Here is an 18,639-nt window from a genome sequence, read left to right on the forward strand (position 1 = left end):
CGGTAGGGCGAACGACATGCAGTACCGCGTACCCAGTGAGGACTCACTGCTACTGAGCTGGAGAACCGACCCGCGATCATCGGCGGCATGCCCAACCCTGTTCTGGCCATCGATGTCGGAGCGTGCACGCTCTCCGCGGCCGTCCGTGACGCCAGCGGCCGTGTGACCCCACTCCTGATCGATGGCACCACTACCCCGCCGGCACGGCTGGTCGTGCAGGCCGGGCAACCGCGGCCGGCCCGAGACAGCGACCCGGTGACGCTGGCGCAGCTCGGACCGTTGATCGAGCGCCTCGACGTGCCGTCCCTCGTCATCGACGGAGTGTCCTGGTCGATCGAAGCACTGACCGGGCTGCTGCTGCGCCCCGTGCTGGAGGCCGCCATCGACGAACTCGGGACGACCCCGAAGATCGTGATCGTCGTGCCCTCCACGTGGGCACCCGAGCTGCAGCGCCGCTTCCAACGGATCGTGCATGCTGCGCTGACCCGGACGGTCACCCTCACCCCGTCCGACAAGGCCCTCGCCTACGCCCTACCCGCGCTGCCGGTCGGCGCCAGGCTCATCGCCGTCGACTGCGGAGCCACCGAGCTGTCAGCGATTGCCGTCATCGGTGGTGAGCGCGGTCCGCGGATCATCGGACGTGCTCAATCTGACAGCGGCGGAGACATCTTCGACCGATTCCTCCTCGCCAACGCGCTCACCGACGCCGGATTCCCGGACCAGGCGCTCGATGCCCGCTGGGGATTCGCCGGCGTCCCTCGGATACGCGCTGCCCGAGAAGCGCTCGCGGACCACGACGCCGTGACCGTCCACCTGCCGCGGCCTGTCGGACGGATCACGCTGTCCGAGCAGGAGGTCGACGCAACCGGCGACCGTTACTTCGCCACCCAGTTCAGCGATCTGCTCACGAGGCTCGACGAGAGCGCCACCGAGCCGATCAGTCATCGGCTGATGCTGTGCGGTGGATTGGCCTACGACCCGGGCGTGCCCGCAGCGGCTCGGGTGCACGGCCCGGTGAAGGTGATGGCGAATCCCCAGCACGTGCTGTGCCGCGGTGCCCTCGCCTTCGATGCCGCACCCGTCGACAGCACGACGGACCCCGGTCCGCGCCCGCTCACCGAACCCGACACGGACACCGACGAACCCGTACCCGGGGGAATCTCCAAGCGCACCCTCGCCCTCTTCGGTGGTGTCGGCGCGAGCGTCGTGGTCATCGCTGTCGCCGGCGGATTGGCGCTGTCAGCAGCGATGACCGGCGCACCGGACCTGCGTGAGCCGGACCTGCCGAACGTCGCGGCATCGGTCCTCCCGGCTGACCAGTCGATCACCCGGGTGAGTCTTCGGTCGTGGACGGACGGCGTGGACACCACCGACGCGACCACCCGAAGCCTGTCCGGCACCGACGTTCGGTCGCTGGCGTGCGGTGGTACCCGGCCGGCGGCAGGCGCCGAGGCCGACGGGATGCGGTGGCAGTCCTCGCGGATCTTCGTCACCGGCGACACCGCCGCAGATGCCGGTTCCGGCGCGAGGGCAACGTCCTGGGACAGCTTCGATCCCTCAGCGACCACGAACGTCATCGTCACCGCATCGATCGTCGGTCGCGACGACCGCGAATCGGTGTGGCAGGACATCAGCGCGAGCAACCAGCGCTGCCCGTCCACGAAGGATGACCTCGTGCGGACCATCGTCGTCATTCCCCAGACCGGACCGGACCCCGGGCCGCCGAGCTACGCCCAGGAGATGCCCGTCGCCTCGACGTCCCGCACCCCGGCCACCACATCGACGACCACCACGCGGGCACCGCAAGGGGGAGTGACCATGAGTACCGAACGGCAGGCCTGGCGCGGGCTCACCCCGGCGAGCGTCTCGGGGTCCGGCACCGACATGCACGTCACCTGCGTCCTCGACATCGACGGCGTGGTCCTCAAACGATCCTGTGCCACCGCCGAGGACTCCGGCAACGCAGACCATCTCGCGCAGCAGGCGGCAGCGGCGTTCAACCCGGCCCCGGAGATCACGCGATGACCCCGCCTGACCACACCAAGGCGATGACCGCGGCCACCCGAGTCGATGTGCAGGTCGTCCAGCTCGCGCCGCCGGTGCTCATCCGCCGCGCGATCGCACACTACAACGCCCGCCTCGCGCCCGGTAAGCGGCCAGCCGAGACAACCTCGAGCGAGGCGTTCCTCAAACGCCTGTGCGTGAACTGGTTGCGGCACATCGGATCGAACTACGACGCCCACCGCAACGGCGTCCGCAGCAGCGGCGGCCAACGACTGTCCGACACCGCCGGTACGGTCATCAAGAAGCGGGTGCTCGTGGAGATTGCCCGGGTCTACCCCTGGCTGGCCGAGGAAGCCAGACGTCAGTACCTCGAACTCGACCGGCCGAACCGACGCTGACCCAACGGCTGGGAGGACGTCGCCCGTTGGCCCCGCCCTCCCGCCTAAGGGGCGTGTTCTACTCGTGCACGAGGGCGCGCACCGCCGCGTGCTGCAGCTCGTCATGGATCGCGTACCAACGGTCCTCCACGGCAGGCCACGCCTGGTTGATCGCGTTGGCGATCTGTTCATCGGTCGCCGCGCGCAGCCGGGCACGCTCGATGTCGCTGAGGTGAGGATCCTCGGTGGCTTCGCTGCGCACGACATCGGGCGGGAACACCGACAGTGCGAGCGACCGCGCCGGGGGTGGACACAGCAGCCCGGTCAACCTGCGGACCAACTCGTTGAAGTAGGCGACGGTGCCGTCGATCAGATCGAAGACAGTGAACTCCTCGCGCAGCGGCAATTGCCATACCGAGTCGATCCCGACATCGCAGATGCCGAAGCTATCGAGGAAGACCTGCATCGTCAGGCCGTTTCCTGTAGGGAACCCCTCGCCGTCGCAGGTGAACTCGCCGTAGACGCTCACACGCGCCTCGGTGCTGGACTTCCATGCCGCGTACTCGGTGAGCGACTCGAGCAGCGACCGCAGATATTCCAGGCATGTGCGCTCGTCTTCGGCGTCGTGGAAGTCGAGGTTCGCGAACTGCTCGGCGAACGAGGAGTCGGGGTCATCGAGCAGCGCGTTGAGCACGCAACGCTCGTAGCTGATCGTCAACGGGGTCACGGGAAACCTCCCAGGTCGATGTGCGGTGACACCAGCGATCGTTCGGAGACTGTGGTGGCGGTGTTGCAGTGCGGTGTCGGCGAGCGCAGTGCTGTCCGTCGTCATGCCCGACCGGTGCCGGCGTCTCGTGTGGCGACCACGGTCTGCAACACCGGTTTCCTCTATCGCGACGATCGAGAAGTCCGATCCACCAGCGCACGAAAGGATTTCGAGAGATGAGCTGCTACGAATCGGAGGCTGGGACGATCGCCCTGCCAGCGGCCGCGGTGCCCGGTCTACGCAAGGCACTCAACGCCTCCGCGATCACCTACAGGGCACTCGTCGTGGCTGAAATCGACGCTGTGTGGAACGACGGCAAGACCCTGCCCCTGGCCAAGCGGGTTGCCGCGATCCCCTACGGAGTGTCGATTCCGGTGTCGTACGACGACGTGCACACGCATCGCCGTGCCGATGCCCGGATGCGCGCACAGTCCATCGTCAAATCCAACGGCGGACGCAAGCCGACTAGGGCGGTCATCGCCGCCGCGTTTCCCATCCCCAACGCTCGGACCCGCGAATGGGGGGGAGAGCGAGTTCGGCCTGACACTCGAAGGACGCACCCTCCACTGGGAAGTCCCCCAGAACAACCACGCCCGAGACCACGCCGCCGTCACCGGCTTGTATCAGGCTGCACTGACATATCTCAACGACGTCACCTGGACCCGCGGTACCGGCGGCGTGATCGTCGGCAACGACGAATACAACCGAGACACCACCTACGAAGGCGGTGGCGGAAACTACGTGACACACCGGTTCGGACCGGCGGGCCAGTAGCCGATCCGGGAGGCAGCGACCGACGCGGTGAAGCGGTGAACCCGCCAGCTACCGTCGCCGCCACCATGACCGTCCTGCGTCCTGCCTCCCCACACGCCGTCGCCGCCACAGCCATCGCCGCGGCCGCCCTCACCGGAGCCACAGTCGGATGGATCCTCATGCGCGTGGCCTACCGCCTCGACCGCCTCGCCGCACCAGATGGTGCCGGGGATCCCGTCTGGTCCCTCACGTGGACCGACGCCAGCTTCCCGTTCACCATGGTGGCGCTCGTCGTCGGTGCCTTCACCGTGCTGTTCGCGGCTCTCGCCGCCGCAGTAGTGCTTGCCCACCAAGCGAGCACTCGAGACATCACCCGCCAGCGCCGCATCCTCGCCACCGGCACAACACTCCCCCTGCTCAGGCGTCCGGCCGTCCCGGACGCTGTCCAACCTCCGAATCGAGGAGCTCACCCACGATGACCATGCACGCGCTTCCCACCTGGGACGCCCGACTCGCCGCCGCCAGCGCGGTCACCGACCACGCCGAAGCGGTCGCGTGGCTGCGGAACCGCCTTGCAGCCGCGCTCCGCTCCCATGTCGAGGTGGACCTGGCCGCGGCCTGGAATCCGGATCTGCAGTCCACCGGTGTGCGCTTGGCGGCCTGGCTCGCTCACGCCTACGGCTACGTCGCCGCCGTGCCCACCGGCGACCTCGCTGCCGGCGCGGAGATGCCGATGGTCGGCCAGTGGCTGACCGATCGCGCCGATCGACTGGCCGAGATGCCGCTGCTTATCGCCTCACCGGCCGCAGGTGCGGTCGCAATCGCTGCCGCACAGGCGCTGACCAGCGACGACGCCGCGGCGCTCGGTGTGCAGGCCGTGAAGCTGCCGTACACGCAGGGCCACCTGACCTTCTCCGCTCCGTTCACGGTAACCGCCGACGGTGACGACGCCGCGACCGAGACCATCCACGCGCTGAGTTGGTGGCCCGACGGGGGAGGATTCCGCGTCGCCGACTGGATCTCGACGTACGACACCCTCACCACTGATGAGGCAGGTCGCGCGGACGCCGCCGCCCGCGCGTACGGGGGTGCGGCCCTGCCCGCCCTGATGCTCGACGCCGAGCGTCTGCACCCGCAGGTGTGGGCGGCCTCCGAGACGGGCGATCCACACGAGACCGAGGGTCAGTTCAGCTTCGACGTTCCGGTGTACGACCGGCGGGGTGATCTGTTCAGTCGGGTGGCGCTCGTGGTGCGACACCTAATCGCCGCGGGGATCCTCCACACGTCCATCGAGCGGGTCCGGCCTCCCGGTTCGACCGGGCACGTCACCCGCACCCCGGTTGTCGTGCTGCGCACCGACGATGATGACCGGCACACAAACCGGCTGGCCGTGTACGGAGCGCCAGTGATAATGCGCCGATACCGTCCAGGACTCGACCTGCACTGGGGGGACGTGGTTGTCGGTTGAAGCTCTAGCTGTCCTCGGGTACCCGACGGTGAGCTCGTGGGACGATCGAGTCGAGATCCGAGCATTCTAGGTCACCGATCAGGGCTGTCCTGTCTTTCGGTAGGGCTGTTGCGATCCGGCATAGGTGCTTCGGAGCGCTGATGCCGCGACTGCGAGTACGGCTGGTAGCCCCGAACTTGGCGTCACCACGACGGCCCCCTTGTGTCGGCCGGTGCTCTTCTCAGGGAGAGCGGGGCGATGCAACTTGCAGAATCCACCTCACTGCGACAACAACTACCGGTAGTTCCGGTAGTTGTTGTCGCCGGACTGGATGATGGTGGAGGCCAGCTTCGCCAGCACTGTTCGTGCGTCATCGGGCGGGTCGGGGTTATCCTGCGCAAAGTACGAGTACCAGGCGGCCCAGACTCCGTCCTGTACGTCTGACCTCTTTTCATAAGAAGGGCGGAAGGCGTCTTGCCCCCAGGCAACGATGTAATGATAGTGCCCCGTGGAGTGGTGGACTTCGGATCGGCTCGCGGTATGCGCGGTGATCAACGAGTCGCGGTGAATACTATGCTGTTTCGCTCGAGCCGGTCAACGACAACGCTGGTTCGGTAGCGTGCTGCTTGGCGGCGATCACCGCACGGAGCTCGTCCATGCTCACATCCGAGACATACCGGCGGGTGACCTGCCACTCGTCGTGCTGCTCGATGACCACCGCTGTCGCCAACCGTAGGAATGCCGCCGGGTTCGGAAAGATCTCCACAACATCGGCCCGACGCTTGATTTCCTTGTTCAACCGCTCGATCGGATTGTTGGACCAGATCTTCTGCCAATGAGCCTTCGGAAACGCCGTGAACGCCAACACATCGTGCTTGGCGGCCTCCATCAACGCCGCGACCTTCGGAAACGACCCGGAGAAGGTGTCGGTGACCTGATCCCACTGCGCGGCGACCTCGACCGGATCGGTGTGCGCGAAGATCGTCTTGACCGCCGCCATCACCGGCGGCACATGCTTGGCCGCCACAGCTGCTCGGATGTTGCGCATGAAATGCACCCGGCACCGCTGCCACGACGAGCCCGCGAACTGCTGCATCACCGCAGCTTTGAGCCCACTATGGGCGTCGGAGATCACCAGATGCACCCCCGACAGACCCCGGGCCTTGAGGCTGGTGAGGAACTCACGCCAGAATTCGAAGGATTCACTGTCGCCGACCGCGGTGCCCAACACCTCGCGGGTACCGTCGATCGACACCCCGGTCGCGACCACCAGCGCCTGCGAGACCACGTGTGCACCGACCCGAACCTTGCAGAACGTCGCGTCGAGGAAGACGTACGGAAAGCTCGTGTGCGTCAGCGTGCGCTCCCGGAACCGGGCGATCTCGGCATCAAGGCCGGCGCAGATCCGTGACACCTCCGACTTCGAGATCCCGGATCCGACACCCAACGCGCCGACCAGGTCGTCGACGCTGCGGGTCGATACGCCGTGCACATACGCTTCCATCACCACCGCATACAGCGCCTTGTCGATCCGGCGGCGGCGTTCCAGCAGCGACGGGAAGAACGATCCTGACCGTAGTTTGGGGATCTTGACCTCCACATCGCCGCTGGTGGTGGCCACGGTCTTCGTTCGATGTCCGTTGCGGTGCGTTATCCGGGTGTCGGTGCGTTCGTAGCGGCCGGCACCGAGCTTGTCGGTGGCCTCGGCTTCGATCAGAGCCTGCAGGCCGGTGCGGATCAGTTCGGCGAACACGCTGGCGCTGTCGGCGCCGGTGAGCGCGTCGAGCTGGGCGAGCAGTGCAGAATGGTCGTGGGTCATCGCGTGGCTGCTTTCTGTGAGTCACTGTGAGAGGTAACTCGTTGATCACTACGCGATGGCCCACCCGCAGAGCGGGAACGACACGCCGCGGACCTGGACCGATGCCCTCAGCCGATTCCCACCACTCCCCGGGACTTACCCGATGTAATCGCCGACGTGTACGTACTGTCTCGTGCGTAGTTCAGCTTCGATATTCGCTGTCCCGGTCGGACCGGCAAGGTGGGTACGGTTGTCGTAGTGCCAAAGGTCGCCATTGGGCAGCAGGAGCTGAAACCAACGTGCCCCTCTGCCTGCGGAGTATTGAGGTTTTCTCACCAGGCCGGTGCTTGCAGGTGAAGAAGAACGAGAGCCGCAGCAGCGATCGAGCCGATCCTCCACGGACATAGACTGATTCGCTGCAGCGCCTTCCACCGGGTCTTCAGCAGCGCGTTCGCGCGTTCGGCCGGAGCACGCATCGCAGACAGCAGCGTGTTGCGGCAACGAGTGCCGATATCGAGATCACGGCCTTTCGTCGGGACGTGGACGCCGATCCCGGCACCGGTGTACCCCTTGTCGGCGAGGGTGGGCATCCCGCCGGCGGCAGCGTGGTAGAGGGCGCCGAGGATCCCGCCCCGACGAGCAGCGGTGAGGTCGTGCACCGAACCGGGGGCAACCTCGGACACCCAGATCGGGTAGCCGGTCGGATCGGTCAGGACCTGGACGTTGCCGCCATGGCGGCGATGTTTACCCGAGTACCACACGTCGTGCCCGGACTCGGAACGCTCCCGGCAGCGAGTCGAGGCGATGAGGGTGCCGTCGAGGCAGACATGCTCCCAGCCGGACTCGATCCCACGTTCGAGCACGTCGTGCAGGTCCGGGGCGTGCGCAGCGATCACGTCGATACCTTCGTGGAGATACCGGTAGGCGGTGGCCTGCGAGATGCGGGCATCGCGCGCCAGGGTGGCGACGTCGGTGCCGTCGCGGAACCACCGCAGCACCATCAGAGCCTGGACGTAGACGGTCGCGGCCCGCTGCCACGGCCGGCGATCGGTCCTGCGGCGGTGGGCAGCGAGGATACGGGCGACGAAGGTCAGGGTGTGCTCGGGCACGTCGAGCGTGGCACGATAGGTAATCACGTGGGGTCCTGCTCCGGGTTGCTTCTTGCTCGAAACAATCCCTACCAGGCAGGACCCCACGTCCTCTTTTCACGCCACACCGTTCGGATGTCTTTGCTGTCGTCGGTGACTCTCTGGTGAGAAAACCTCATTTCAGGATCCAACCTGCGGGAGTGACTTTGTCGCGCCCGTACCACGGTCCCTTTTCTAGGAAGACGGGACGTGGCGCGAGTCGAGAGCTTAGGAACTCGGCGAGTTCACGCAGCAGTGCGGAAATCGCAGCGGCACCTTCTGCGGCGGCAACGTCAGCACGCGCCCGCATCTCCCGTTGTTCAGTTTCGGTGGCCTTGCGATGTGCCAGTTCTCGCCCAACAAGATCATCGAAGCTGTTCATTGGGCAAGTATTACAGGAATCTCTGTCCCTCAACAGATGTGCGGTAAGCGCGACCACCTATTCGCGCTGTCGGTCACAGCCGTCTAGCGATGTTTTCATGCAGAGATGCTGTCTACCGGCATGGTGTTTATCCAGAAGCGGGCAAGGACTGTGCGCTGACACGAGAACATTCCTTCGACCGCGAGGCCATCTGTCTTCTGCCCTCATATTGAAACGAGTAGCTAGTGTTGGTGGTCGGCGCCGACCGTATGCAGCAACGAGTGGACGGTCACATCAACCGACCGGTACCGCATCAGCCGCCCTTGCCGTGTCGCCGCGACCCATCCCTGCTCCCGCAACAGCCGCAATGCCTGCGACAGCGCAGTCGGCCGCATACCGACCGCGTCGGCCAGGTCGGAGACGCACAGTCCGGCTCGTGATGCCGGATCCGCAGTCGATTCGGATCGGCGAGGAGATCGAATCGGCGGGACCACTGCTGCAGATCCTCGTCGGTGGTCGGCGCGGCCACTATGCGCGTGGGCATCCTCGGGGCTCCTCGAAGTCGGCGATGTCGGTGCACGCCGGCGAGTAACGACGGTCTTCGCCACCGCCAGGTGCAACACCGTCGGCATCGTCGCGGACGCTCAGAGACCTACCGCCCATACAGCTTTCGATGGAGGATTCCCATGGCCGAGACCACCACAGAACGCCGCGACCGAATCGTCGAGATCTACCATGACGACACCGCCCACGTCGTGGCCTACGCGGGCGTCGCCTACCACCTGACCCCCTGCTGCGACGCCTCCGCCAAAGGCTCGCTGGGCAGCATCGTGTGCCGGTCCTGCTATCAGGAGGTCTGCCCGATGTACGGGATGGGCTGGGCGCTCACCGACGACAAGGACTGGGCACGGTTCCGCGCCTACATGCTTGCCGAATACCCCGCCTCGGCGCAGAGCCTGGACGAACGCCGCGCACTCGCCCTATAAGGTCCAGCCAGGGGACACCGGCAGCCGGATCCCGCATTCCCCGTGGTGGTCGGGCAGGATCAGGCCATGGCACCGACCGATCTGAGCACCGTCGAACCGCCCGAGGCATGCCTGGCATGGGTGAAATCCGCTCATCCCCGCGAGGTCATCCTCGATCATCCGGTCACCGTGAATCTGACCTGGTGGAATGATGCGCTGCACGAACGTGGCCTCCCCGGAGGGCCCGTCGTCGGACGGGACAGCACCGGGCAACGTGTCGACCACGGCAGGGCTGTCATCACCCGCGGGGACATCTTCGCGCTCGCGGCCGCGTCGTCGGGTTCTCCCACCGATACCCTCGCTCTGCTGTGGCACACCCTCGCGTGGGGCGCGGGCGGGAAGGTGCGGCAGATTCTCAACCGGATGGATTCGGTGTCCCGGGACCGCTCCGTTGCGGCGCTGGTGTTGCGCACGGCCGCGCAGCTGTCGCACCGCGACCCGGAAAGCGCCTACGACACGCTCTACCCGCGGGGTACCCCTGCGATCGCCCATCTCGGCCCGGCGTTCTTCACGAAGTACCTGTACTTCGCCGGGGCCGGTGCACCGGATCACCCGTCGTTGATCCTCGACAGCCGTGTTGCTGCCACTCTGGTCGACATCGGGTGGACCTCATTGCATCCCGAAACGGGTTGGCCGGCCGTGACGTACCAGCGGTACTGCTCCCTGCTCGCCCGGTGGGCGCAAGAGGCAGGCAACTTGCGCCCGGATCTGTTCGAACGGTGGTTGTTCGACCATTCGGGCAATCCCTGACCTGCGCGAGCCCGCGTGCATGTCAAGCGATGTAGACCCAGTGGCCGTTGGAGCATTGCTGCTTGCGGCCGTCGGGGGTGTACGTGATGACGCCTTGGTCGGCTGCCGGGCACGGTCCTGCGACGGCACCGCCACCGCCGTTCGTGCCCGGCGGCAGCGGCGGGTTGTTGACCGAGTCGAACTGGTCTGCGCAGTACTGCGTCCATGAGGACGAGGTGCCGTCGGTGTAGTACGTCGTGCCGCGGTTGTAGAAGTTCTTGTCTGTCCCGCACCACGCGATTAGCTTGTCCGCCGTCGACTGCTGAGATTGGGCTTGGGGATCGGGGTATGAGCCTCCGGTGTAGGGGTTGCGGCAGACGGTGCCGTCGCACTCGAAGGTGTTGGCCTCACGTTCCTGCCGGAAGTACTCGTCGCCGCCGCGCTGGTCGTAGCACCACTGGGAGAACGCCTTTGTGCCATCGCTCCACATCGCTTTTCCTGGGGTGCCATCCAGGCATTCGACGACGTAAGGTTCTGCGACGGTCTCGGCTGAGGCCGTGGTGCTCGTGGCGACGGGCACAGGTTCCGGCTCGGTCGAGGGCGTCGCCGACAGTGTGGCTGATGTTGTTGTCGGTGGCGGTGTCGAAACCGTCGTGGCCGTGGCCGTGGCCGTGGTCGTGGCTGGCGCCGCGGCGTTCGTATCGCCGTCCTTGGAACAGCCGGTCACCAACAGGACCATAGACATCAGCCCAACTGCCGCAATCGCCTTCATAACCTTCGCTTTCACAACGAAGCCACGAAGGCCCCGACTCGAATACCTGCTGGTCCGTGCACCTAGCCATCGCCGGGCAAAGCCCGGGCATTACAGCGGAGCGGGTCGCTGACCGGCGCTCGTGCATCGCGTACCGCGGGCACTGCCTGCCGAACAACGCCCTTGGCACCTCGGTTCGACCCACCGATCGCGCGCCGCTTGGCGCCATGGGCGTCGAGCGGCCTTCCGCTGGTCAGCGGAGATGGAGAAGGCGAAATCTAACTTCGACACCTGCACGACCATGCAGGTGTCGCCGTACTTGGGGGGCACCGTGACCGGAAGGCCCCTGAGTGCGCACACGATCCCGAACCGCGATGGCAGTCGCTGTCCTCGCCACGGTCGCCGCCGCGACGGCTTGCGCGACCGTCCCCGCAGCGCCCCCCGTACCAGCCGATGGCCTGGTTCTTGCCGATGGTTTCGACCTCGGTGGCTACAACCCGATCGCCGGTCACGGTGAGGCGGGGGAGTCGAAGCTCTACGACGGGCTGCTGCGGCTGGTTGGCGGCGACGGGATGCCGACCTTCGAGCCGGCACTCGCCGCGGAGATGCCGACCGTCAGCGACGACGGGCTGCACTGGGAAGTGACGATCCGAGACGGCGTGAGGTTCACCGATGGCACCACCGTGGATGCCGAGGACATCGCCGCGACCTACCGCGCGATCCTCGACCCGACCTCCGCATCTCCGCTGGCAACCTCGCTGAACATAATCGAGTCCGTTACCGCGACCGGGCCGCATGCGGTGCGTTTCGACCTGAGGTATCCGTACGCGGCGCTGCCGACGAAGCTGCTGATCGGGATCGTCCCGTCCGAGCGCCTGTCCGGCGGCCTCGCATCGGGGTCGGCCCTCAACACCGCGCCGGTCGGTACCGGCCCGTACAAGCTGGTCTCCCTCCGTCCGGACCAGGCGGTGTTCGAGGCGAACGAGGACTACTGGGGTGGTACGCCGCAGGTGAAGAACCTGACGGTGGTGCATGTCCCGGACGACAACGCGCGCGCTCAACGGCTGGTTGTGGGGGAGGTCGACGGTGCGAACCTGCCTCCTCGGCTGGCCGCCACCTTCGCCGATCGGTCGGGCTTCGAGGTTTCGTCGAACATCTCTGCCGACTGGCGCGGGGTGAGTCTGCCCGCCGGCAATCCGGTCACCGCGGACCCGGCGATCCGCGCCGCGCTGAACCGGGCGGTGGACCGGCAGGCGATCGTCGACCACGTGCTGGCCGGCTACGGGCGTCCCGCGTCGACGCCGCTGCCCGAGGTGTACGGCGCGGCGTACGAGCCGACCGCAGCGTTCGAGTTCGATCCGGCGGCCGCCGAGCAGATCCTCGACGCCGCCGGCTGGATCCGATCCGTCGACGGTGTGCGTGAGAAGGCCGGGGTCCGGGCGGAGTTCACGGTCATGTACTTCCCCGAGGACACCCTGCGCCGCGACCTGGCGCAGGCGTTTGCCACCGACGCCGACCGCATCGGGGTGCGGGTGAACGTGCAGCCCGTCGACCGCGCGAGCCTGCCCGATCGGCTGCCGGTCGATGCGGGTCTGCTCGGGGGCGGTGACCTGCCCTACGACCCGGATCCGCAGATCTACAGCACGCTGCACTCGAGCTACGCCCAGCCCGGTGTCGGCTCGCCCTACGACAACGCCTCCGGTTATGTGAACCCGGTCGTGGACGCCGCTCTCGATGCGGCGCGCCGCACCACCGACCCCGACGAGCGCGCCGCGCACTACCGCAGCGTCCAGTCGGCCTATGTCGCCGATCCCGGCTATGTGATGCTCGTGTTCCTCGACCACACCTACGTCTTGCGGGACACCGACTACGCAGGTAGTACCCCGATTCTGGAGCCACACAGTCACGGTGCCTCGTGGGGGCCGTGGTGGAACCTGCGCGAATGGACGCGGCCATGACCACCACCGTCACCCGACCGGCCACGGCCACCGCGCAGACCACGACATCTCGCACCCGTCGCCGCCGGGGCCGGGGAATCGCCCGGATGAGCATCCGGCGGGCACTGTTCACGGTCCCGCTCACCGCAGCCGTCTCGCTCGCGCTGTTCGCTCTCGCCTCGCGCTCGCCGTTCGATCCGCTCGCCGGGTACCTCGGTGACCGCTATCTGACGATGTCGACGGCCGACAAGCAGCGTGTGGCAACCGAACTCGGCCTCGATGCGCCGTGGTGGCAGCAGTGGGCGAGCTGGATCGGCCACGCCGTCACCGGTGACCTCGGGTCCTCGCGCAGCTACGCCCAACCGGTCACCACCGTGCTGGCCGAGCGCGGCCCCTGGACACTGCTGCTGTCCGGCACCGCCCTCGCCGCCGCCATCGTGCTCGCACTGGCCGCCGGGATGTGGGCGGGCCTGCACCCCCGGGGCCGACTCGACCGCGCCATCGCAGCAACTGCAACCGTGGTGCAAGCCGTACCCCCGTTCCTGCTGTCCCTCGGCGCGGTGACCGTCTTCGCGGTCTCCCTGCGGTGGGTGCCGGTGGCAGGGCTGACCGACCCCGGCGCCGACCCCACCGCCGCGCAGATCGCCCGGCATCTGATCCTGCCGGTGGCGGTGCTGACCCTGTCGCTGCTGCCGTGGCTGGTGCACTCACTGCGCCAATCCGTACGTAACGCCGCCGAATCCGACGCCGTCCTCGGCGCCCGCGCCCGCGGCCTGCCCGAACCGGTCGTCGTCGGCCGCCATCTGCTGCCCGTCGCGCTCGGGCCGTTCACCACCGTCATCGGGCTGCGGCTGCCCGAGCTGCTCGTCGGAGCGGCGATCGTCGAGGAGATCTTCTCCTGGCCCGGGCTCGCCGGCAGCCTCGTCACCGCCGCCCGCGAACTGGACTTCCCACTGCTCGCCGCCCTGACGATCGGCACCACCTGGCTGGTGCTGGCCGGGTCGCTGCTCGCCGACCTCGCACACGCGCTCCTCGACCCGCGGGTGACCGACGATGCGTAAACTCCGGCACCGCCCCCACAGCGTGATCGGGGCGGTCGCTGTCCTGGCGGCGATCGCGGTGTACGCGCTGGCCGTCCCGGTGCTGGCCGGGGCGGACCCGCAGTGGACCGACTTCGCAGCCGCCTACCAACCGCCGTCCGGCTCGCACCGGTTCGGCACCGACCTGGCCGGCCGGGACCTGTTCGTCCGCACCGCCGCCGGCCTGCGGGTGTCCCTGGTGATCGCCGCGGTCTGCGCGGTCGCCTCCGCCGCGGTGGGGGTCGCGGTCGGTGTCACCGCCGGCGCACTCGGCGGCTGGATCGACCGGAGCGTGATGCGGCTGGTCGACGGGATCAACGCGCTACCGCACCTGCTCCTCGGGATCGTCGTCGTCGCGCTCTATCCCGGCAACCTGGTCGCGATCATCGCCTCGATCGCGCTCACCCACTGGACGCAGGTCGCGCGCATCGCGCGCGCCGAGGTCCGCGCGGCGCGCTCGGCCCCCTACCTCGAGGCCGCGCGCCTGTCCGGCGCGACCCGCACCCGGATCGCCATTACCCATCTCGTCCCGGCCGCCGCGGGGCAGGGGATCGTCGCGGTGATTCTGCTGCTCCCGCACGCGATCTGGCACGAGTCCACGCTCTCGTTCCTCGGCCTCGGGTTGCCCCCGGACCAGGCCTCGCTCGGGACGCTGCTGCAGGACGCCCGCGCCGCAATGCTGACCGGTGCCTGGTGGACCCTGCTGTTCCCCGCGGCCGCCCTGGTCGTCACCACCCTCGCCGTCGCGGTCGTCGGCGCCGCCGTGGATCACCGCATCACCCCGCCACTGCCGGAAAGGGCTATCCGATGACCACCCCCGCGCTGACCCTCGACGGGTTGACCGTCCGTATCCCGACCGCCGCCGGAACCGTGCACGCCGCCACCGATGTCGACCTCACCCTGACCGCCGGGCAGGTACACGCCCTGGTCGGCGAATCCGGCTGCGGAAAATCCGTCGTCGGCGCCGCGATCTGCGGGCTGCTGCCGAGGGCCGCGACCGTCCACGGCGGCATCACCCTCCACCATCCCGGCAGCGGCGACGTGCACCTCGATCGATCCGGGGCGCGCACCTGGCGGCAGGTCCGCGGCCGCCGGATCGCGTGGATCCCGCAGTCCGCCGCTACCTACCTCACCCCGGTCCGCAGCGTCGGCGACCAGCTCGCGGAAACGTGCCGGCACCTACGCAGTGCGCACACCCCCGCCGCGCTGTTGACCCGGGTCGGCTTCGAGCCCGCCGTGGCCGGCCTCTACCCGCACGAACTCTCGGGTGGCATGGCCCAACGCGCCGCGATCGCCTTCGCCCTCGCGGGGGACCCGCAGGTCATCGTCGCCGACGAACCCACCTCGAATCTCGACCCCGACCTGACCGAGCACACCCTGCAGCTGCTCCGGGCGGCCGCAGACGCCGGGGCCGCGGTCCTGCTCATCAGTCACGACCTCGACACCCTCCCTGACCACACCGACCGCGTCGCCGTCATGTACGCCTCACGCATCGTCGAAACCGGCCCGACCGCAGCGGTGTTCACCGACCCCTGGCATCCCTACACCCGCGACCTGCTCGCCGCGCTCCCGAGCGGCGGACTGCACCCGATCCCCGGCATGCCCCCGACCCTGACCGACCTGCCGAACGAGTGCATCTACCACCGACGCCGACCCGCACCCGGATTCTCCGGCGGACCCACCTACATCGCACACCACGGTGACCGGTCCGTGCGTCGCCTGATCGGGGCCGTCTCGTGAGTCTGCAGGCCCACCGCATCACCGCCGGTCATCACGGGGGCGAGCCTGTGCTCACCGACGTCAGCCTGACCGTTCCCGCCGGCAGCATCACAGGACTCACCGGGGCATCCGGCAGCGGCAAAACCACCCTCGCGCGCGTCCTGGCCGGACTGCACACCCCGCAACACGGCCACATCACCCTCGACGACAAGCCGCTGTCCGTAGCTGTACCTGGCACGGTCGCGATGCTGTTCCAGTCACCCCGACAGGCCGTCACCGCACGGTGGACCGTCGGCCGGATCATCGCCGAACCGCTCCGCGCCCGCCGCGGTCGCGCCGACACCGTCCACGCCACCGCGCAGCGAGTCGGGCTGACCGACGATCTCCTCGCCCGCCGTCCCCACCAGGTGTCCGACGGGCAACTCCAACGCGCCTGCCTTGCGCGCGCTCTCGTCCAGCGGCCGCGCTACCTGATCTGCGACGAGATGACCGCGATGCTCGACCCGGCCACCACCGCGGCGCTGACCACGGTCATCACCGAGGAAACCCGCAGTGGCCTCGGCGTTCTCGCCATCAGCCACCACCATGGTCTTCTCGAGGTCTGGGCTGATCACGTGATTGCCTGGGCGTGACCGATGAGCCGGAAGGGACTCTCCACACAGGCCGGCGGTTCCGGCCGCATCGACTTGATACCAGGGTGAGGTGAGGAACCACCGCTTGGGGCTGGTCGTCATGAGAGCAGGCTATCGAGCAGACGAACGGCCGATCCTGAGCAACCACCCTGCGGCGCCTTGACGAAGTGCCCGCCGATCCGAGCTGACGGTTGCGCCCGACAACGATCGCCTATTCGATAGTAGGTTCGAATGACTGAGGTGGTGGACCATGGCGCGACGATCGCTGACCTGCGTCGCCGCATCGCCGCCGTCAACCCCCGCGGCACCCGAGAAGCCGTCCAACTCACACCGGCGCACCCGCAGCGCTCCGCACGCCTCCAACCCCCCGACGCCACCGCCGCACCGGCTCCCACCCGTTCCGGTCTTGCCCTACCCGAACACCTTCGCCCCGCCTTTCCCCGCGCCGGGCTACCTCGGGGAAGCACCGTTGAACTGACCGGCGCTCGCGGCCCAGCGGTATCGATCGTCGCCGCAGTCATCGCAGCCGGAGGCCACGTCGCCGTCGTCGACACGCCCACCTTCGGGCTACTCGCTGCCCATGAGCAAGGCGCTGACCTCTCGCACGTCGCCGTGATCGGAAACGCCGGCAACGACCCGATCGCCGTCCTGTCCGTCCTCGCCGACGGTATGGACGTGATCGTCTGGACCCCTGGTGCCACCGTGTTCACGCCGAGCATCGAACGTGGCCTTGCTGCGCGCCTGCGCACCAAGGAAACCACCCTGATCACCCTCGGTGCAGGACTACGCCGCCCCGACTACCGCCTCGATGCCCAGATCATCGACTACCACGGCATCACCGAGGGCTCCGGCCTGCTGTCCGCCGTCGACACCGTCCTCACCAGCAGCGGCCGCAATCTTCATCCGACCCGCACCGGGATCCGTCTCGAACGCGTCCACAGAACCGTGCACGCGTCGCTGCTACCCGACGAGGTCCGGCCACGGCCTGCCACCGACATCCGTACCGGGACCTGAACGCAGCCGGGGCGCACCGGGGTGATCGGATACGGTCCATTTGAGCATCGACGGAAGGGTGGAGGCGGGGATGGCAGGAGTCGGTGACAGGCGGCTGTTGATCCGCGATACCTGCACCGGCGGCAGTTGGTCGTCGCCGGAGATGACGGCGTACACGAACGAAGATCACCTGCAGGCCATCATCGCCGGCGCCCCCGAGCACGTTCCCGGGGTCCCCGAAAGCGCTCTGGCGCTGCGGGAGCTGTCCACTGTCGCCGGCCCGGCCGATGTGTGCATCGTCGACCCGGCCGGGGAGATCACCGTGGTCGAATGCAAGCTGGCATCGAACTCCGAACGCCGCCGCATGGTCATCGGTCAGGTCCTCGACTACGCCGCCGCGATCTGGCAGTCCGGCCCCGAGGCGTTCCATCGGCAGTGGTCCCGCCAGGGCGGCCCGGATCTGTCGGAGCTCGATGATGCTGCCCGCGAGCGGCTCGACCGCAACCTCGAGGACGGCCGGATCCACCTGTGCCTGGCGGTCGATCTGATCGACGCCGACCTGCGGCGTCTGGTCGAGTACCTCAACCGCATTACCCGCGACGACGTCCGCGTCACCGCACTGCAGCTGGCCTACGCTCGGCACGGCAGTGTCGAGATCCTGGTCCCGTCCACCTACGGCGGGGAGATCGCCCACGCCAAGTCCCAAGCGGCACACCAGAAGGACAGCTGGACCAAGGAATCCTTCCTGGACGCGATCGCGTCCCCGTCCGACCGGGCCATCGCCGAGCGGTTGTTCGCGCTGCTCGACGGGCTCGACGAGCGACTGGGCTCCCACGAGGACCTGTGGTTCGGTACCTACGGGCAAGGCGGGGTGTTCCTGCACCCGTACGGGTTGCGGTTCGCCCCGATCCAGTTATGGGTCAACAAGGCCGGCCAGCTGATGGCCTACGGCAACTGGCGCCAGTACACCGCGGTGCGAGCCCATCCGGGATTCGCCGAACTCGCACGCTTCGTCGGCCAGGACCACGAAGGCGCCATGCGGGGTTTTCCCCTCGCGGAGGTCGACATCGATGCGCTCTGGCAGATCGTGGTGCGCTGCGCCCGCCTGATCAACGAGCCCGCACGGAGCGAGTGAGCACGT

At 67.9% G+C, this 18,639-nt stretch carries 21 protein-coding genes; 15 read left to right on the top strand and 6 right to left on the bottom strand.

Going from position 1 to position 18,639, the window contains the following annotated elements; all coding sequences use genetic code 11:
- Positions 1-87 precede the first annotated feature (87 nt).
- Together LPH33_RS25230 and LPH33_RS25235 are read left to right on the top strand one after the other, a co-directional pair.
- Positions 88-2,025 carry a hypothetical protein gene (locus LPH33_RS25230; RefSeq protein WP_229568675.1) on the top strand — a complete coding sequence of 646 codons (1,938 nt, stop codon included), beginning with the start codon at positions 88-90 and terminating at the stop codon, positions 2,023-2,025.
- Complete coding sequence (locus LPH33_RS25235) at positions 2,022-2,402, top strand: hypothetical protein (RefSeq protein ID WP_229568676.1); 381 nt, start codon at positions 2,022-2,024, stop codon at positions 2,400-2,402. The genes LPH33_RS25230 and LPH33_RS25235 overlap by 4 nt, the downstream gene beginning before the upstream one ends.
- Before the next feature lie 58 nt (positions 2,403-2,460).
- Here LPH33_RS25235 and LPH33_RS25240 read toward each other — a convergent pair whose 3' ends face one another.
- A complete protein-coding gene (locus LPH33_RS25240; protein ID WP_024103324.1) occupies positions 2,461-3,108 on the bottom strand; it encodes a hypothetical protein in 648 nt (215 codons plus the stop codon).
- 657 nt (positions 3,109-3,765) lie between these two features.
- Here LPH33_RS25240 and LPH33_RS25245 point away from each other — a divergent pair.
- From LPH33_RS25245 to LPH33_RS25255, 3 genes are read left to right on the top strand one after another with little or no spacing between them, the layout of a single operon-like run.
- Entirely contained in the window at positions 3,766-3,921 is a 156-nt protein-coding gene (locus LPH33_RS25245) for a hypothetical protein (protein WP_229568678.1), read from the top strand.
- A 35-nt stretch (positions 3,922-3,956) separates the two neighbouring features.
- Positions 3,957-4,379: a hypothetical protein gene (locus LPH33_RS25250; protein WP_229568782.1), complete on the top strand. Its 423-nt coding sequence runs from the start codon at positions 3,957-3,959 to the stop codon at positions 4,377-4,379.
- Complete coding sequence (locus tag LPH33_RS25255; RefSeq protein WP_229568680.1) at positions 4,376-5,368, top strand: hypothetical protein; 993 nt, start codon at positions 4,376-4,378, stop codon at positions 5,366-5,368. Before LPH33_RS25250 ends, LPH33_RS25255 begins: the two co-directional genes overlap by 4 nt.
- A gap of 550 nt (positions 5,369-5,918) precedes the next feature.
- Here the strand turns inward: LPH33_RS25255 and LPH33_RS25260 are convergent.
- The 4 genes from LPH33_RS25260 to LPH33_RS27030 all read right to left on the bottom strand — a co-directional run bounded on the left by LPH33_RS25260 (position 5,919) and on the right by LPH33_RS27030 (position 9,028).
- Positions 5,919-7,166 (bottom strand): IS256 family transposase, encoded by a 1,248-nt coding sequence (locus tag LPH33_RS25260; RefSeq protein WP_229567071.1) that lies wholly within the window; start codon positions 7,164-7,166, stop codon positions 5,919-5,921.
- Between the two features lie 311 nt (positions 7,167-7,477).
- Positions 7,478-8,281: an IS5 family transposase gene (locus LPH33_RS25265; RefSeq protein ID WP_145690968.1), complete on the bottom strand. Its 804-nt coding sequence runs from the start codon at positions 8,279-8,281 to the stop codon at positions 7,478-7,480.
- A gap of 127 nt (positions 8,282-8,408) precedes the next feature.
- Positions 8,409-8,654, bottom strand: coding sequence for a hypothetical protein (locus LPH33_RS25270; protein ID WP_229568681.1), 246 nt, complete (start codon positions 8,652-8,654; stop codon positions 8,409-8,411).
- 221 nt (positions 8,655-8,875) lie between these two features.
- Complete coding sequence (locus LPH33_RS27030; RefSeq protein ID WP_420714508.1) at positions 8,876-9,028, bottom strand: hypothetical protein; 153 nt, start codon at positions 9,026-9,028, stop codon at positions 8,876-8,878.
- Between the two features lie 41 nt (positions 9,029-9,069).
- Here LPH33_RS27030 and LPH33_RS25280 point away from each other — a divergent pair, with 41 nt between their 5' ends.
- From LPH33_RS25280 to LPH33_RS25290, 3 genes are all read left to right on the top strand, one after another.
- A complete protein-coding gene (locus tag LPH33_RS25280) occupies positions 9,070-9,225 on the top strand; it encodes a hypothetical protein (RefSeq protein WP_229568783.1) in 156 nt (51 codons plus the stop codon).
- Between the two features lie 94 nt (positions 9,226-9,319).
- Positions 9,320-9,619 carry a hypothetical protein gene (locus tag LPH33_RS25285; protein ID WP_229568683.1) on the top strand — a complete coding sequence of 100 codons (300 nt, stop codon included), beginning with the start codon at positions 9,320-9,322 and terminating at the stop codon, positions 9,617-9,619.
- A 66-nt stretch (positions 9,620-9,685) separates the two neighbouring features.
- Complete coding sequence (locus LPH33_RS25290; protein ID WP_229568685.1) at positions 9,686-10,408, top strand: hypothetical protein; 723 nt, start codon at positions 9,686-9,688, stop codon at positions 10,406-10,408.
- Between the two features lie 22 nt (positions 10,409-10,430).
- Here the strand turns inward: LPH33_RS25290 and LPH33_RS25295 are convergent, their stop codons facing one another.
- Positions 10,431-10,877 carry a hypothetical protein gene (locus LPH33_RS25295; RefSeq protein ID WP_193904192.1) on the bottom strand — a complete coding sequence of 149 codons (447 nt, stop codon included), beginning with the start codon at positions 10,875-10,877 and terminating at the stop codon, positions 10,431-10,433.
- A gap of 635 nt (positions 10,878-11,512) precedes the next feature.
- Here LPH33_RS25295 and LPH33_RS25300 point away from each other — a divergent pair.
- The 7 genes from LPH33_RS25300 (at position 11,513) to LPH33_RS25330 (ending at position 18,633) form a co-directional block, all read left to right on the top strand.
- Complete coding sequence (locus tag LPH33_RS25300) at positions 11,513-13,096, top strand: ABC transporter substrate-binding protein (RefSeq protein ID WP_229568687.1); 1,584 nt, start codon at positions 11,513-11,515, stop codon at positions 13,094-13,096.
- A gap of 86 nt (positions 13,097-13,182) precedes the next feature.
- Positions 13,183-14,136: an ABC transporter permease gene (locus tag LPH33_RS25305; protein WP_229568775.1), complete on the top strand. Its 954-nt coding sequence runs from the start codon at positions 13,183-13,185 to the stop codon at positions 14,134-14,136.
- Positions 14,129-14,965, top strand: coding sequence for an ABC transporter permease (locus tag LPH33_RS25310; RefSeq protein ID WP_229568688.1), 837 nt, complete (start codon positions 14,129-14,131; stop codon positions 14,963-14,965). Before LPH33_RS25305 ends, LPH33_RS25310 begins: the two co-directional genes overlap by 8 nt.
- The gene (locus LPH33_RS25315) at positions 14,962-15,894 is read left to right on the top strand and encodes an ABC transporter ATP-binding protein (RefSeq protein ID WP_229568690.1); all 933 of its coding nucleotides are present in this window, start codon (positions 14,962-14,964) and stop codon (positions 15,892-15,894) included. Before LPH33_RS25310 ends, LPH33_RS25315 begins: the two co-directional genes overlap by 4 nt.
- Positions 15,891-16,505, top strand: a complete 615-nt coding sequence (locus tag LPH33_RS25320) for an ABC transporter ATP-binding protein (protein ID WP_229568692.1) — start codon at positions 15,891-15,893, stop codon at positions 16,503-16,505. Before LPH33_RS25315 ends, LPH33_RS25320 begins: the two co-directional genes overlap by 4 nt.
- 231 nt (positions 16,506-16,736) lie before the next feature.
- Positions 16,737-17,519 (top strand): hypothetical protein, encoded by a 783-nt coding sequence (locus tag LPH33_RS25325; protein WP_229568693.1) that lies wholly within the window; start codon positions 16,737-16,739, stop codon positions 17,517-17,519.
- A gap of 70 nt (positions 17,520-17,589) precedes the next feature.
- A complete protein-coding gene (locus LPH33_RS25330; protein ID WP_229568695.1) occupies positions 17,590-18,633 on the top strand; it encodes a hypothetical protein in 1,044 nt (347 codons plus the stop codon).
- Positions 18,634-18,639: the final 6 nt, after the last annotated feature.

The sequence above is a fragment of the Rhodococcus sp. RDE2 genome, from assembly GCF_020885655.1.
GTDB lineage: Bacteria > Actinomycetota > Actinomycetes > Mycobacteriales > Mycobacteriaceae > Rhodococcus > Rhodococcus pyridinivorans.

What these genes read in the sequence shown, in the direction of transcription:
- LPH33_RS25230 (WP_229568675.1), top strand. Translation starts at nt 88, where the DNA reads ATGCCCAACCCTGTTCTGGCCATCGATGTCGGAGCGTGCACGCTCTCC.
- LPH33_RS25260 (WP_229567071.1), bottom strand. Translation starts at nt 7,166, where the DNA reads ATGACCCACGACCATTCTGCACTGCTCGCCCAGCTCGACGCGCTCACC.
- LPH33_RS27030 (WP_420714508.1), bottom strand. Translation starts at nt 9,028, where the DNA reads ATGCGGCCGACTGCGCTGTCGCAGGCATTGCGGCTGTTGCGGGAGCAG.
- LPH33_RS25315 (WP_229568690.1), top strand. Translation starts at nt 14,962, where the DNA reads ATGACCACCCCCGCGCTGACCCTCGACGGGTTGACCGTCCGTATCCCG.
- LPH33_RS25325 (WP_229568693.1), top strand. Translation starts at nt 16,737, where the DNA reads ATGACTGAGGTGGTGGACCATGGCGCGACGATCGCTGACCTGCGTCGC.
- LPH33_RS25255 (WP_229568680.1), top strand. Translation starts at nt 4,376, where the DNA reads ATGACCATGCACGCGCTTCCCACCTGGGACGCCCGACTCGCCGCCGCC.
- LPH33_RS25330 (WP_229568695.1), top strand. Translation starts at nt 17,590, where the DNA reads ATGGCAGGAGTCGGTGACAGGCGGCTGTTGATCCGCGATACCTGCACC.
- LPH33_RS25295 (WP_193904192.1), bottom strand. Translation starts at nt 10,877, where the DNA reads ATGTGGAGCGATGGCACAAAGGCGTTCTCCCAGTGGTGCTACGACCAG.
- LPH33_RS25270 (WP_229568681.1), bottom strand. Translation starts at nt 8,654, where the DNA reads ATGAACAGCTTCGATGATCTTGTTGGGCGAGAACTGGCACATCGCAAG.
- LPH33_RS25305 (WP_229568775.1), top strand. Translation starts at nt 13,183, where the DNA reads ATGAGCATCCGGCGGGCACTGTTCACGGTCCCGCTCACCGCAGCCGTC.
- LPH33_RS25290 (WP_229568685.1), top strand. Translation starts at nt 9,686, where the DNA reads ATGGCACCGACCGATCTGAGCACCGTCGAACCGCCCGAGGCATGCCTG.
- LPH33_RS25300 (WP_229568687.1), top strand. Translation starts at nt 11,513, where the DNA reads ATGGCAGTCGCTGTCCTCGCCACGGTCGCCGCCGCGACGGCTTGCGCG.
- LPH33_RS25310 (WP_229568688.1), top strand. Translation starts at nt 14,129, where the DNA reads ATGCGTAAACTCCGGCACCGCCCCCACAGCGTGATCGGGGCGGTCGCT.
- LPH33_RS25235 (WP_229568676.1), top strand. Translation starts at nt 2,022, where the DNA reads ATGACCCCGCCTGACCACACCAAGGCGATGACCGCGGCCACCCGAGTC.
- LPH33_RS25285 (WP_229568683.1), top strand. Translation starts at nt 9,320, where the DNA reads ATGGCCGAGACCACCACAGAACGCCGCGACCGAATCGTCGAGATCTAC.